The 12,908-nt window shown below is 65.8% G+C and carries 13 protein-coding genes; 1 reads left to right on the top strand and 12 read right to left on the bottom strand.

Features of this window, described 5'->3' with window-relative positions:
* Positions 1–51: 51 nt before the first annotated feature.
* From QRM60_RS14440 to aroE, 12 genes are all read right to left on the bottom strand, one after another.
* Positions 52–1,422, bottom strand: coding sequence for an ATP-binding protein (locus QRM60_RS14440; RefSeq protein WP_172666263.1), 1,371 nt, complete (start codon positions 1,420–1,422; stop codon positions 52–54).
* Positions 1,423–1,490: 68 nt separating this feature from the next.
* Positions 1,491–2,174: a response regulator transcription factor gene (locus QRM60_RS14445; protein WP_002808458.1), complete on the bottom strand. Its 684-nt coding sequence runs from the start codon at positions 2,172–2,174 to the stop codon at positions 1,491–1,493.
* Between the two features lie 72 nt (positions 2,175–2,246).
* Positions 2,247–2,531, bottom strand: coding sequence for a hypothetical protein (locus QRM60_RS14450; protein ID WP_014506218.1), 285 nt, complete (start codon positions 2,529–2,531; stop codon positions 2,247–2,249).
* A 404-nt stretch (positions 2,532–2,935) separates the two neighbouring features.
* Positions 2,936–3,943 carry a tRNA dihydrouridine(20/20a) synthase DusA gene (gene dusA, locus QRM60_RS14455; protein ID WP_285446443.1) on the bottom strand — a complete coding sequence of 336 codons (1,008 nt, stop codon included), beginning with the start codon at positions 3,941–3,943 and terminating at the stop codon, positions 2,936–2,938.
* Positions 3,944–4,401: 458 nt separating this feature from the next.
* Positions 4,402–4,623, bottom strand: a complete 222-nt coding sequence (locus tag QRM60_RS14460) for a hypothetical protein (RefSeq protein ID WP_014506215.1) — start codon at positions 4,621–4,623, stop codon at positions 4,402–4,404.
* Positions 4,624–4,772: 149 nt separating this feature from the next.
* Positions 4,773–4,940, bottom strand: a complete 168-nt coding sequence (locus tag QRM60_RS14465) for a hypothetical protein (protein ID WP_161962917.1) — start codon at positions 4,938–4,940, stop codon at positions 4,773–4,775.
* 181 nt (positions 4,941–5,121) lie between these two features.
* Positions 5,122–5,697, bottom strand: coding sequence for an ankyrin repeat domain-containing protein (locus QRM60_RS14470; protein WP_285446444.1), 576 nt, complete (start codon positions 5,695–5,697; stop codon positions 5,122–5,124).
* A gap of 60 nt (positions 5,698–5,757) precedes the next feature.
* Entirely contained in the window at positions 5,758–7,263 is a 1,506-nt protein-coding gene (gene katB, locus QRM60_RS14475; RefSeq protein ID WP_285446445.1) for a catalase KatB, read from the bottom strand.
* A 656-nt stretch (positions 7,264–7,919) separates the two neighbouring features.
* Positions 7,920–10,055, bottom strand: coding sequence for an ATP-dependent DNA helicase DinG (dinG, locus tag QRM60_RS14480; protein WP_040942022.1), 2,136 nt, complete (start codon positions 10,053–10,055; stop codon positions 7,920–7,922).
* A gap of 201 nt (positions 10,056–10,256) precedes the next feature.
* A complete protein-coding gene (locus QRM60_RS14485) occupies positions 10,257–10,484 on the bottom strand; it encodes a hypothetical protein (protein WP_012439518.1) in 228 nt (75 codons plus the stop codon).
* Positions 10,481–10,834, bottom strand: a complete 354-nt coding sequence (locus QRM60_RS14490; RefSeq protein ID WP_115007578.1) for a hypothetical protein — start codon at positions 10,832–10,834, stop codon at positions 10,481–10,483. The genes QRM60_RS14485 and QRM60_RS14490 overlap by 4 nt, the downstream gene beginning before the upstream one ends.
* A gap of 10 nt (positions 10,835–10,844) precedes the next feature.
* Entirely contained in the window at positions 10,845–11,696 is an 852-nt protein-coding gene (aroE, locus tag QRM60_RS14495; RefSeq protein WP_076035803.1) for a shikimate dehydrogenase, read from the bottom strand.
* Positions 11,697–11,748: 52 nt separating this feature from the next.
* On the opposite strand from aroE, the gene QRM60_RS14500 reads away from it, so the two are divergent.
* Positions 11,749–12,630, top strand: coding sequence for a PD40 domain-containing protein (locus QRM60_RS14500; RefSeq protein ID WP_115557336.1), 882 nt, complete (start codon positions 11,749–11,751; stop codon positions 12,628–12,630).
* The last annotated feature ends 278 nt before the right edge of the window (positions 12,631–12,908 follow it).

Raw genomic sequence — 12,908 nt, forward strand, 5'->3', positions numbered from 1 at the left:
TGTCGGTGCGCCGCGCGGCAGTCGCAACGGGTTCATGCAACCGTGGGCCAGTTACAAGCCTGGCGGCAGGGTGACTTCGAAGCGTGCGCCGCCCAACTCCTGCGAGCGCAGCACCTGCAGCTCGCCGCGGTAGGCCTTGATCAGGTCCTGCACGATCGACATGCCGATGCCATGGCCCTGCACGCGCTCATCGCCACGCACACCGCGCTGCAGGATCTTGGCCACATCTTCCGGCGCAATGCCGGGACCATCGTCTTCCACCGACAGAATCATGCCGGCGCGGCGGCTGCCGGTGGTCGGGCCCGGCTGCGCGGTCAGCAGCACGCGGCTGCGCGCCCACTTGAAGCCGTTCTCCAGCAGGTTGCCCAACAGCTCCTGCAAGTCACCCGGCTCGCCGTGGAAACGCGCATCGGGCGAAATATCGAATTCGCACAACACGCCCTTGGCCGCGTAGACCTTTTCCAGGCCACGCACGATTTCCTCGGCGGTCGGCTCGATCGGCAATGGCGCGGCAAACAGCTTGTGGCCGCTGGAAGCAGCGCGCGCCAACTGGTAAGAGACGAGGTCGTTCATGCGGCGCAGCTGCACGTCCATTTCTTCGTGCAGATCGCGCTCGGAGGCGCCGCTGTCCAATTGGGTGCGCAGCACCGCCAGCGGCGTTTTCAGGCTATGCGCCAGATCGGCCAGCGTGTTGCGCTGGCGATCCAGGTTGTCGCGCTCACTTTCAATGAAGGCGTTGATGCTTTCGGTCAGCGGTTCGAGCTCGCGTGGATGCTGTTCGCTCATGCGCTGGATCTCGCCGCGCTGCACCTTGGTCAGCTCGTTGATCACTCGCCTCAGCGGGCGCAGGCTCCACTGCAGGATGAAGGCCTGCAGCACCAGCAGCACCACACCGGCACTGCCCAGGTAGAACCACACCGCGCCGCGGAACACGCGCAACTGCGCGCCCATCGAGCGCGCATCTTCCATCACATAAATGGTGTACGGGATCTCGCCGCCGTTCTCGCGCTCGACATAGCTCACGCCCAGGCCGTAGCGATAGACCTGCCCAAGGCTGCCGTCGATCTGGGTCATTTCCAACGGGCCGATGAATTCTTCCTGCCGCGGCTCCAGCATGCGCCCATGCGGAATGCTCGGTCCCTCGGCCGATACGGACGTATAGCTTTCATCGGGGCGCACCACTTCTACATACAGCCCGCCGCCCGGCACGTCGAAGCGCGGGTCCGGCGGCTGGCCGCCGAGATACAGCGAGCCATCGCGGACGAAGTCGATGTTGTAGGTGTAGGCGTTGGCGTAGTTCTTCAGCCGCTCACGCAGATTTTTTTCTGCGGTGTCGGCGAACGCCACGTCGAGGGCGTAGCCAGCCAAGGCCAGAAAGGCCACCAGACTGAGGCTGGCGGCCAGCAGCTGGCGGGCCTGCAACGAGCGCGGCCGCCAGCGCCGATACCACTTGGAACGTCCCGACACTGGCCGATCGCCGCTGCGCTGACTCAGCCTTCGGTACGCGGGATGGCGAAGCGGTAGCCGCGACCACGTACGGTCTCGATCGGCTTCAACTCACCATCCGGGTCAAGCTTCTTGCGCAGGCGACCGATGAACACTTCCAGCACGTTGGAATCGCGGTCGAAATCCTGCTGATAGATATGCTCGGTGAGGTCGGCCTTGGAGACCAGTTCGCCGGCATGCATCATCAGGTATTCCAGCACCTTGTACTCGTAGCTGGTCAGATCCACGTTGGCGCCGTTGACGCTCACCGTCTGCGCAGCAAGATCCAGGGCCACCGGGCCGCATTCCAGCGTCGGCTTGCTCCAGCCGGCCGCACGACGCAGCAGCGCATTGACGCGCGCCAGCAACTCTTCGACGTGGAACGGCTTGACCAGGTAATCGTCGGCACCCTGCTTGAGGCCTTCCACCTTGTCCTGCCAGCTCGAACGCGCGGTCAGGATCAGTACGGGGAATTTCTTGCCCTCGTCGCGCAGCGCCTTGATCAATTCCATGCCCGACATCTTGGGCAGCCCGAGGTCGATGATGCCGACATCGAACGGCACTTCACGGCCCATGTAGAGACCTTCTTCGCCGTCCTGTGCAGCGTCAACAGCAAAGCCTTCGCGCTTCAGGCGCGCGGCAAGGGTCTCGCGCAGCGGAGCTTCGTCTTCGACCAAAAGGATACGCATGCACTCTCCCTACTTACGTTGTGTGGCCACAGGCCAGGGGATTTATGTCACTGAACGCAGAAGTATCTGCGCTTACTGGTGATCGGCGCGTGGTGGTGGCGGCGCGTCGGACGGAGATGGTGCCGGGCTGCGTGCATTGGCCGGCGGTGGTCCGCCTTGCCCGCCTTCGGGGTGGTAGACGATATGCACGCGGCCGCGTTCGTCCATGTACTTGACGCGCGTCAGCCGGCTATCGCCAAACGGAACACTCTCCGCACCAAGAATCTGTCCACCGGTAGACCGCTGCACGCGGCGAATGGTGTCCGAAAAAGAACGGCTGTCGCGCGGGCCAACGCCTTCGCGACCGGCCTGCGCCATCGGATATCCCTGCCCCCACGCGGACGGCGCGACCGCAGCAACCCAGAGGGCCACCAGGGCGAGACGACGGGACGTGTGGAAGGGCTGGGTCACGGATGAATCCTAGCGGGTTGTTCAGGAACATTCAAAATTCGTGAAACCAGCACCGCGTCACACCGATGCCAGCCGCAGAAATCGAGCCAAATTCTTGATTTTTCGGGGTGAATCCGATCTGAACTTTTTAGCTCGGTGTTAACGCCATTCAGTGAAATGAACATCTAGGCGGCAATTCCGGGTAAGGACGGGAGTGGATCTGGCGCAATCGCGATAGCGCATACCGCTGGCAGCCTCAACCGTACAGCGGCCGCCCATGTCCGAAGATTGCAAAAACCGGGCCGAACTTTCGTCCTGGAGGTGCCGACTGTTCAGGCAGCAATACGCCGCGCCTGATCGTCGGTGCGCTGCAATGCCTGCTCCACCAGCTCCCAACCCGCGCCGGGGCGGTGGGCGCCCTCGCTCAGCACCTGGCGGAACACCCGGCCGCCGGGCTGCCCGTGGAACAAGCCGAGGATGTGCCGGGTCATGTGCTTCAGGGCCAGCCCCTGATCCAGTTGCGCCTGCACGTAGGGCTGGTAGGCCTGCAGCAGGTCTGCGCGCGCGCGCTCGGGGCGCCCGGACAAGGCCGCCTCCAGCTGATGCAGCACGTACGGGTCGTGATAGGCGGCCCGGCCCAGCATCACTCCGTCGGTGTGCTGCAGATGCGTTAGGGAGGCCTCGACGCTCGCGATGCCGCCATTGAGCACCACCGGCAAGGCCGGCCGCTCCTGCTTGAGGCGGTAGGCCCAGTCATACCGTAACGGCGGGACTTCGCGGTTCTCTTTCGGCGACAGGCCCTTGAGCCAGGCGTTGCGCGCGTGCACCACCACCATGGCGGCGCCGGCGCCGACCACCTGGTCGATGAAGCCGGCAAACACGGCGTAGTCCTCATCGTCGTCCACACCCAGCCGGCACTTGACCGTGATCGGGAGAGTGGTGGCCGCGCACATCGCCGCGACGCAGTCCGCCACCAGCGCCGGCTCGCGCATCAGGCAGGCGCCAAAGCGCCCGGCCTGCACCCGGTCGGACGGGCAGCCGCAATTGAGATTGATCTCGTCATAATCCCACGCCTGGGCGATCTGCGCCGCCTGCGCGAGCAACGCAGGATCGCTGCCGCCCAGTTGCAGGGCCAGCGGGTGCTCGACCGCATCGAAGCCGATCAGGCGCTGGCGATCGCCATGGATCACCGCATTGGCGTGCACCATTTCCGTGTACAGCCGCGCCGACGGCGCCAGCAGCCGGTGGAAGACCCGGCAATGGCGGTCGGTCCAGTCCATCATCGGGGCGACGGACAGGCGCAGGGAATCGGCGTACGCAGTGGCTGGGGGCAGAGTCATCGACGTGGGCCGCGCAACCGGCGGCCTGGAATGCGGAGCAGGATCAACAGCTTACACGGCAGGCGCTGAATCTGCGGCAGCGCGGCGTGGCATGCTGGCGCCTCTTGCTGCCCGGCCCTGCTCGATGATCACTGTTCGCTGCGCTATGTGATCGACCCTACCTGCTGGCCGAGTTCGAACAGTACGCGTGCTTGTGGATCCCGCTGGTGACGCGCTGTGGCGGCCAGCATCATGGCGACTTCCTGCCGTTCGAAGGGGGGAACCACAGCGCGCTGGCGTTGTTTTCGTCCCGTCGCTTGCCGCGTACGAGCGCTATCGGAGCGCTTCGCTAGAGGAAGCCGAGTGCTGGCGGCGTTTGCGTATGCCGAGCGCACGCGGTGCATCATCAGTGACGAGCGGAGCTTCTTTCGTCCGCTACTGGGGGGTGAGCGCTGCGGCGCTCCCCATCACCATCCGCCTCAGCTGCGGATGCTGGCACGTTCTTCAACGCTCAGCGGCTTGCCGAGTGCGTGGTACGAGGCGACCAGCGTGATCAGGGCGGTGCCCATCACGGTGTAGAAGCTCCACGACTTGGCCAGCAGATGCACCTGACCGAACACCAGGGCCACGACAGCTGTCGCGGTGCACAGCACCATGGCCAGCAGGGACATCAGAAACGGGATGGAGGGATCGAGCTTCATGGTCCGGGGGTTCCAGGGTGCGATAGCTCCAGCATCGGCGTTCGCCGACCTTTCTTGAAGGATTTTTTGAGGTTTTTCTCGCTGCTTTTTTTGCAAGTCAGCGGGCGCTCAGATAAATGTCAAACCCTTGGCGTGCAAGGGTTTGCGCGTCAGAAATTCCCTGACAGCAGCGCAGAAAAACGACCACGCGTGTCGGCATTCCAACGCACGCGCGGCGGAAAACCGACGGCGTTGTTGGTGAGGTTTGGTCGGCGGAAATCGGGGTGGTCGACGGGCTGCGCGCCACCGTGGATGTCTATGCCGGAGCGCCAGATCATTGCGACGGTGCAAAGAGGAGCCAGCAGCAGGGACCCTCATCCCTGGCTGTCGCCTGGCGTGTTGCAGGGGCGGGGCGACATCACCAACCCCGAAGGCCGCCTGCGGGATCGTTCGGCACGCACACGAACGATCGCCCTCTCGCACGCTGAAGCGCTGCTGCGCTGCTGCGCTGCTGCGCCTTCAGCGTGCCGGCGCGGTGGCGAATTCGCCGCGTTGCAGCTTGGTCACTTCATTGCCCTGCGCATCCTTGATGCTCAGGTCTGCTCCCTTGGCGGCGAGATCCTTGAGCACATCGGTGCGCTGGAACAGCGCGGCGTACATCGCTGCGGTCTGGCCGGCATTGTTGCGCTGGTCCGGGGCGCAGTCGGCCTGCATCAGCCGCTTGGCGATGGCCAGCTCGCCCTTGAAGATCGCGCCCATCAGCGCGGTGTTGCCACGCTTGTCCTGCGCACACGGGTCCGCGCCGGCCTGCAGCAACTGCTCCACTGCCGGGCCCTGGCCGTGATACGCGGCCAGGATCAACGCGGTGTAGCCCTTTTCGTCGCGCGTATTGAGGTCGTAATGCGAGCGGATGAATTCGCCCAGCATGTCCTGACGCCCCTCACGCGCGGCGTCGAAGAAGTAGGTCTGCAGCTGTGTCTTGATCTGTGCAGGCGTTGCCGCCGCGGTCGGCGCCTTGGTGACGACCGGTGCCGGCGAGGCAGCGTTGGCGGTCACGGCCAACGCCGACCACGCTAAAAACAACAGAGTGCGCATCTCGCTCTCCCGAAACGAAGGACGGCACCGCGGCATGGCGCCGCGATGCCGTCGGGTGGATCAGTCCTGCAGGGTCGACGCGAGCTGCTTCACGCGCGCCAGATCGCCCTTGGCCACGCGGGTGACACCGGCGCCGTACTCGGGGTCGGCCTTGTACAGGAACGACAGCACCAGGTGCTTGCTCTCGGTGTCGGTAGTGGCCAGAGACTCGCCAAAACTCTGCACCAGATCGGCGCGATCCTTCTTGCTATAGGATCGATACAACTCACCGGCCTGCTTGAAGTTCTGCTCGCGGGTGATCTTGGCCTGCTGGGTGGTGCCCGACAACGGCAGCTCGCTGTAACGCGCGGCGGTGTCCTGCGGACGCGATTCCAGACGGCTTGGCTCGTAGTTCACGCCGCTGGTGGTGTGCCCGGTGTTGGCTTCGCCGTCCTGGTTGCCATTGTTGACGGCCACGCGCGGACGGTTGACCGGCAGGCTCAGGCCGTTGGTGCCGATGCGGTACAGCTGCGTGTCGGCGTACGAAAAGATACGGCCCTGCAGCAGGCGGTCTTCTGACGGTTCGATACCCGGCACCAGATTGGCCGGCGCCATCGCGACCTGTTCGGTCTCCTGGAAGAAGTTATCGACGTTCTTGTTCAACACCATCTGGCCAACCTTCTGCTCCGGCACATCCGGCCAGATCTTGGTGGCATCGAGCGGGTCGAAATCAAACTTGGCCAGGTCGTCCGGCTTGAGCACCTGCACGTACAGATCCCACTTCGGGTAATCGCCCTTCTTGATCGCACCGACCAGATCGTTGGTCAGATGGCTGTAGTCCTTGGCCTGCACTGCGGCGACCTGCTTGGGGTCGAGATTCTTGATGCCCTGCAGCGTCTTCCAGTGGAACTTGACGTAATGCACTTCACCCTGCGCATTGACCAGCTTGTAGGCGTGCACGCCGTTGCCATCCATGAAGCGATAGCCGGCCGGGGTGCCTTCATTGGAATACAGCAGGGTCAGCGTGCGGGTGGATTCGGGCACGTGCGAGAAGAAATCGAAACGACGCGAATCATCGTCCAGGTTGGTGCGCGGATCCGGCTTGAACGCGTGGACCATGTCGGGGAACTTGATCGCGTCGCGGATGAAGAAGGTGGGGAAGTTGTTGCCGACCAGATCCCAGTTGCCTTCGCTGGTGTAGAACTTGGTGGCGAAACCATGCGGGTCGCGCAGCGTTTCCGGCGAATGGTTGCCGTGCACCACCGAGGAGAACCGCACGAACACCGGGGTCTTTTCGCCGGCGCTGAACACCTTGGCCTTGGTCAGGTTGGACAGATCGGCAGTGGCAGTGAACTCGCCTTTGACGCCGGTACCGCGCGCATGCACCACGCGCTCGGGAATGCGCTCACGATCGAAGCGCTGCAGCTTCTGGATAAGCTGCACGTCCTGCAGCAACGTCGGGCCGGTGGCACCGGCGGTCTGCGAATTCTGGTTGTCACCGACCTTGGCGCCGTTGTCGCGGGTCAGGACGGATTGGGCGAAGACCGGCGGGGCGATCAGCGTGGGGGCTAGCAGGGCTAGCACCATGAGGGATCCAGGGCGCATGGCGTCAGCTCAAGTTGAAGGTGCTGAATCATGGCTAGCCAGCTGATGCGTGAGAAGTCGTTAGTTCTGATCGCTGCGATAGGGGAACATGATGATGACTGCGTAGCGTGATATGCATCGCCATATGCATCGGCAGCGTGTTGCAGATCCTCGCTGCATGCTTCGTCTTTGCGTTGAGCATCTCGCGGCGATGGTCAGCGGCCGCCGTGCGTTGCGTGCGCTGCGCGCTATAAATGCTGCGCTGCACGCGTGCGGCTTGGTCAAGACGGTGGCTTACTTGGCAGGCCTGATCAAGGCAGCGATACGCGGGTGTGCGTTCGAATAACGAAGCAGGCACCGCATTTCTCAAACGCGCGACAGCGACATGCGGTGCGTTTGCGAGACGCACACTCCAGCGTGCTGCTCGCCTCTTGCATGGAAGCAGGCTGTCTCGCTGCAACGCCTCACGACCTGCCTACTTAGCTGCCACTGATGCCGCAATGATCAACATGGCTGCACGCGAGACTAGCTCACGCCCACCTCGCCAAGCAGCAGTGTGGGTGCGTGGATCTGCACCGTGCCTGCCATCGCGCATCCATCCGCTGCACTGCGCGCCGCGCGCATCCGTCAAGCGTGCAGGCCGATGCACGCACACCAGCTCAGCGCCCGATCACCCGCTTGAACGGCGGCAGCGCATCGAGGATGCGTTTGCCATAGCGGCGCGTGAGCAGGCGCGAATCGAGGATGATGACGCGGCCGTGGTCGTTGGAACTGCGGATCAGGCGGCCGGCAAATTGCGTGAGCGTGCGCAGTGCATGCGGGATGGCGATCAGGTTGAACGCGTTGTGGCCGCGGCTTTCCAGCCACTCGCTCAAGGTGGAGGTCTGCGGGTCGGTGGGCACGGCGAACGGCACCTGGGTGATCACCACCGTGGTGCAGGCTTCGCCGGGCAGATCCAGACCTTCGCCGAAGGAGTTCAAGCCGAACAGCACCGAGCCCTCGCCTGCCGCGATCCGGCGCAGATGTTCGGTGATCAGTTGCGACTTGTTGCCTTCGCCCTGCACCAGCACGCGGTTGCGCTGGGCCAGCGGCAGCAGGTCGGCAACCTTTTCCATCTTCCAGCGCGAGGTGAACAGCACGATGCTGCCCTTGGCGGCCCAGTCCAGTTCGCGCACCAGATACTTGGCGACTTCCTTGGGATGGCCTTCGCGATCGTCGGGAGTGACTGGGAAATTGGGCACGATCAATTCGGCCTGATTGGGCAGATCGAACGGCGAGGCCAGCGAGGCCATTTCGGCATGGTCGGGCAAACCGTTGTCAATGGCGAAGGATTGGAAATCGCCGCCGCCGGTCAGCGTGGCCGAGGTCATCACCACCGAATCGACTTCGTTCCACAGCAGCGTGCGCAGCACCTGGGCGGCGGAGACCGGCGAGCAATGGCAGATCAGATCGCCATCGCGCGAGAGCGTGATCCAGCGCGCCATCGGCGGCTGGCCGTCCTTGTCTTCGCGGCGCCAACCGCTCCACAGATTGTGCTGCTGCTCGGCCATTTCCAGCGCCATGCCCAGGCTGCGCTGCAGGCGCTCGCGCGCGGCATCGTCCTGCTTGCCCTTGGCCACGGTGCCGTGTGCGGCGTGTACCCAGTTGAACAGCGCGCGGGTCTCCTCGCCCAGTTCTTCGATCGCCGGGCCCCATTGCGGCGGCAGCTTGCCGTTGGGCGCACGCCACAACGGATCGCGCTCGCCAGGTTCGGGCTTCCAGACGCGTTCGACTTCGGTATGGAACGCCTTAAGCAACTTGGACACGCGCGCGGCCACTTCGATGGCTTCGCTGGGCAGCAGGTTGCCGATCTTGTCCTTGTCCACCGCGCGATACGCGGCGGCGATCAGGATCTGCATGCGGCCGGTTCGCTTGGCCATGTCGTCCAGCGGCAGATTGGCCGCGCCCTGGTCAATCGCCACGCCGGCAATGTGATGGCCTTCGTCGAGCACCAGCAACATGTCAGACGGCGGCGCAATCAGCGGCTGGCCGTTCTCGGCATCGCCCAGCGACAGCGACGACAGCAACAAGGCGTGATTGGTGACCACGATCTGCGCCTCGCGCACATCGGTGCGCGCCTTGAGCACCGGGCACTGCGCCGCATAGCTGCAGCGACGTCCGGCGCAGCCGGAAGCCGGCGTGGTGACGCGCATGCGCAGCGGCACCGACACCGGCTCCGGGGCGTCGTCCAGGTCACCGTTCCAGGTGCGTGCGGCGTAGGCCTTGGCCAGCCGCTTGGCCAGGTCGGCATCGGCCGGGCTGAGCGGGCGGTCGTACAGCACCTGCTCGTCTTCAAACATGCCGTTCTGGCTGGTTTCGCCTTCCAGCTCGGCGGCATTGCGCGTGCACAGGTACCGGGTGCGGCCCTTGGCCAGCGCGACAGTCGCCTCCAGGCCGGTGGCCTTGAGGAAGGCGGGGATGTCGCGTTCCACCAACTGCGATTGCAGTGCGACCGTGCCGGTGCTGATCACCAGCTTCTTCTTGGTGGCCAGCGCGATCGGCACGCCAGCGGTCAAGTACCCCAGGCTCTTGCCCACGCCGGTCGGTGCCTCGGCCACGCCAATGCCGCCGGAGGTGGCGAGCGCGCGCGACACCAGGCCGATCATCTGGCTCTGCGCGCGGCGGGTGGCGAAGCCGGGTGTATTGGCCTGCAGCTTGGCGTAGGCCTCGCGGATGCCGGCCTTGACCGGCTCGGTCAGGGTGCGCTGGGTAGGAACGGGCGCCGACGGGGCGGCCGGTGTGGCAATGTCACTCATCGCGCTATTTTCGCACGGACCGACGCAGCGCCTGCGACCGCGCCGCGCACCGGCTGAACCGCTGGGCAAAGTGCAGGGGTAGCGCGATCAGGCACGCGCTGCGGCGGGCCTGAGCACCATGCGCCACCGTGCCGGCGTGCCGCCAGTTCGGGCGCGATCACCTCCTGTGACTGCCGCTCGCCTGACTGCCGCTCGCCCGTTTCAGACGCGGCGCGGCCAGGCGTAGCGGGCCCAGACCAGGCCGATCACCAGCATCGCCAGGCCCATCACCAGCATGCCCACGCCCACGCCGTTTGGCCCGAAGCGTTCGTACAGCAGCCCGCCGCGGTTGACCGTGGCCAGCCGCTCCGGGTGCAGCAGGGTCCAACCGCCCTGCCCGGCACAGACCAGCCCGATCAGGGTCAACGCGATCGCCTTGAGCGGAATCACTGCAACGCTTCCGGCGTAGGCCGCGCCCGTTGCAGGCTACTGGCCAGGGTCCAGACCAGCACGCCCAGCGCCACGCCCTGCACGCTGACCAGCACCAGCCGCGACACGCTCATCACCATCGAGATGCGCGCCACGCTGCCCTGCTGCATCAACCACAACGCCACTGCCTGGATCGCGACTTCGGCCACCGAGCAGGCCAGCAGCAACGAGAGCGCCGCCAGCGCAGCCCGGCGTGCCGCCACCGGCGGCGTGCGCCAGACCAGCACCAGGCCCAGCACCAGGGCAATCAGCACCGGCACCCGCGACAGCAGGCTGGTGACGATGGACAACAGCAGATCGGTGGTGGTCATCGCAACGCGCTCAGTCGGCGCTGACCAGGACGGCGTCGCGCGCACGCAGCGCGTCGTACACCGGGTCGGTCTGCGGGCGCACGCCGTGCCACAGCGCAAAGCTTTCCGCGGCCTGTTCCACCAGCATGCCCAGGCCGTCGATGGCGTAGCGGCACTGCGCCGCACGTGCCCAGGCCAGGAACGCGATGGCGGTGGCGCCGTAATTGAGGTCCACCGCCGCAGTGAGGCTGTTGACCAGGCCCAGCGGCAGCGCGAACGCACCGGCGTCGCGATCGCGGCCGGCAGCGGTGGCATTGACGATCAGCTCGAAGTCGCCCAGCTCGCGCAGGTCTTCCAGATAGCGCGACACCACGCGCCCGGGTTCGCCCAACGCATCGCACAGCGCATCGGCGCGCTCGGGCGAGCGGTTCACCACCACCATCTCGGTGATGCCGGCCTCCAGCAACGCCGGCGCGACGCCGCGTGCGGCACCGCCGGCGCCCAGCAGCAGCACGCGGCGGCCGCGCAGATCCAGGCCGTGACGCTCGGTGAGGTCACGCACCAGGCCGGCGCCATCGGTGTTGTCGCCCTGCCACTGGCCGTCGTTGCGCACCAGCGTGTTCACCGCACCGGCCACGCGCGCGCGGTCGCTCAGGCTCGCCGACAGCGCGAAGGCGGCTTCCTTCAGCGGCAGGGTCACGTTCGCGCCCTTGCCGCCGTCGGCCGCAAAGCGCTCCAGCGCGGCGGTGAATTCCTCCGGCGCGGCGTCGATGGCGGTGTAGTCCAGCGCGATGCCGGTCTGCTTCCCGAAGTCGGCATGGATGGCCGGCGACAGCGAATGGGCGACAGGGTGTCCGAACACGGCATAACGGGATACGGGCATGAAACGCTCTCTGGGTTGACTAGACTGTGCGCGACTCAGGCAGGAACACCCCATGCAACTTCGAGTGACGCTGCTCGCGCTGGCGGCAAGTTTACTCTTCGTCCCGTCTGCTTCGGGACTTGCCGAATTCGGCATCGAGGGCATGGGCGTGGTCTCCACGCCCGCCAACGAGGCACGCGCCACGCTCAGCCCCGACGGCCAGCGCATCGTCTGGGCCAGCGATCGGGCAGGCGGCGCCGGTGGCTGGGACCTGTGGCAGGCGCAGCTGGTCGGCGGACGCTGGCAGCAGGCCACGCCGCTGCCGTTGAACACGGCGCAGGACGAGACCACGCCGGTGTTCAGTGCCGACGGGCGCTGGTTGCTGTTCGCCTCCACGCGCGCCGGCGGTGCCGGTGGGAGCGATCTGTATCGCGTGCCGGTGGACGCGCAAGGGCAACTGGGTGCGGTGCAATCGCTGGGCCCGGCGATCAACAGCCGCGGCAACGAGACCGCACCGACGCTGTCGCTGGACGGCACCGCCCTGCTGTTCGCCAGCGACGGCCATGGCGGTGCCGGCGGCCTGGATCTGTTCGTCGCCCATTGGGATGGAGCGGCCTTCATCGCCCCGGCAGCGCTGGGCGAGGTCAACAGCGCCGAGGACGAACGCGACGCGGCTTGGCTGGGCGATGGCCGCGCACTGGTATGGGCGCGCGGCACGTCCGCAGGCCCGAGTCAGCTGTTGCTGGCTGCCTGCAAGGGCGGCCACTACGGCCAGGGCCAGCCGCTGCCGCTGTCGTTCAACGGCCCGCAGGAACGCACCTTCGGCGCAGTGGTGGACGCAGCAAAGCCCGGCGAACTGCTGGTGACCGGCAGCGCCCGCGCACCGCGCGCCGGCCAGCTGGATATCTACCGGATGAAGGCGCCGGTGGTAGATGGCGAGACGGGGTGTCGGTGAGTTGAATTGGTGCGGTGGTGCGCTGCGTCAGGTGATGCTGCGTTGACCGTGTTGCGGGCGAGCTCGATCGGGTAGTTGGCCGTCGGAATGGCACGGTTTTAGCCACCGGCAAGTCTAGTTGCGCGGCCGCGGCGTCTCGCCACGAGGGCAGGCAGGTTGACACTCCCAACCCTATGCTGATCGAGAACATCAGGTCGCCTGTTTCGCAGGCGTTGGCTTAGTGCGCGCTGCGTGGGACGCCATCCTCTCAATGCACGTGGGAATGGCGGTGTTGGCTT

The organism is Xanthomonas sp. fls2-241-TYG-148, from assembly GCF_030208815.1.
Classification (GTDB): domain Bacteria; phylum Pseudomonadota; class Gammaproteobacteria; order Xanthomonadales; family Xanthomonadaceae; genus Xanthomonas; species Xanthomonas campestris.

Bases quoted from the DNA above. Each gene is read 5' to 3' on its own strand.
- QRM60_RS14445 (WP_002808458.1), bottom strand. From the start codon at position 2,174: ATGCGTATCCTTTTGGTCGAAGACGAAGCTCCGCTGCGCGAGACCCTT.
- QRM60_RS14450 (WP_014506218.1), bottom strand. From the start codon at position 2,531: ATGGCGCAGGCCGGTCGCGAAGGCGTTGGCCCGCGCGACAGCCGTTCT.
- dusA (WP_285446443.1), bottom strand. From the start codon at position 3,943: ATGACTCTGCCCCCAGCCACTGCGTACGCCGATTCCCTGCGCCTGTCC.
- QRM60_RS14460 (WP_014506215.1), bottom strand. From the start codon at position 4,623: ATGAAGCTCGATCCCTCCATCCCGTTTCTGATGTCCCTGCTGGCCATG.
- QRM60_RS14465 (WP_161962917.1), bottom strand. From the start codon at position 4,940: ATGATCTGGCGCTCCGGCATAGACATCCACGGTGGCGCGCAGCCCGTC.
- QRM60_RS14470 (WP_285446444.1), bottom strand. From the start codon at position 5,697: ATGCGCACTCTGTTGTTTTTAGCGTGGTCGGCGTTGGCCGTGACCGCC.
- katB (WP_285446445.1), bottom strand. From the start codon at position 7,263: ATGGTGCTAGCCCTGCTAGCCCCCACGCTGATCGCCCCGCCGGTCTTC.
- dinG (WP_040942022.1), bottom strand. From the start codon at position 10,055: ATGAGTGACATTGCCACACCGGCCGCCCCGTCGGCGCCCGTTCCTACC.
- QRM60_RS14490 (WP_115007578.1), bottom strand. From the start codon at position 10,834: ATGACCACCACCGATCTGCTGTTGTCCATCGTCACCAGCCTGCTGTCG.
- aroE (WP_076035803.1), bottom strand. From the start codon at position 11,696: ATGCCCGTATCCCGTTATGCCGTGTTCGGACACCCTGTCGCCCATTCG.
- QRM60_RS14500 (WP_115557336.1), top strand. From the start codon at position 11,749: ATGCAACTTCGAGTGACGCTGCTCGCGCTGGCGGCAAGTTTACTCTTC.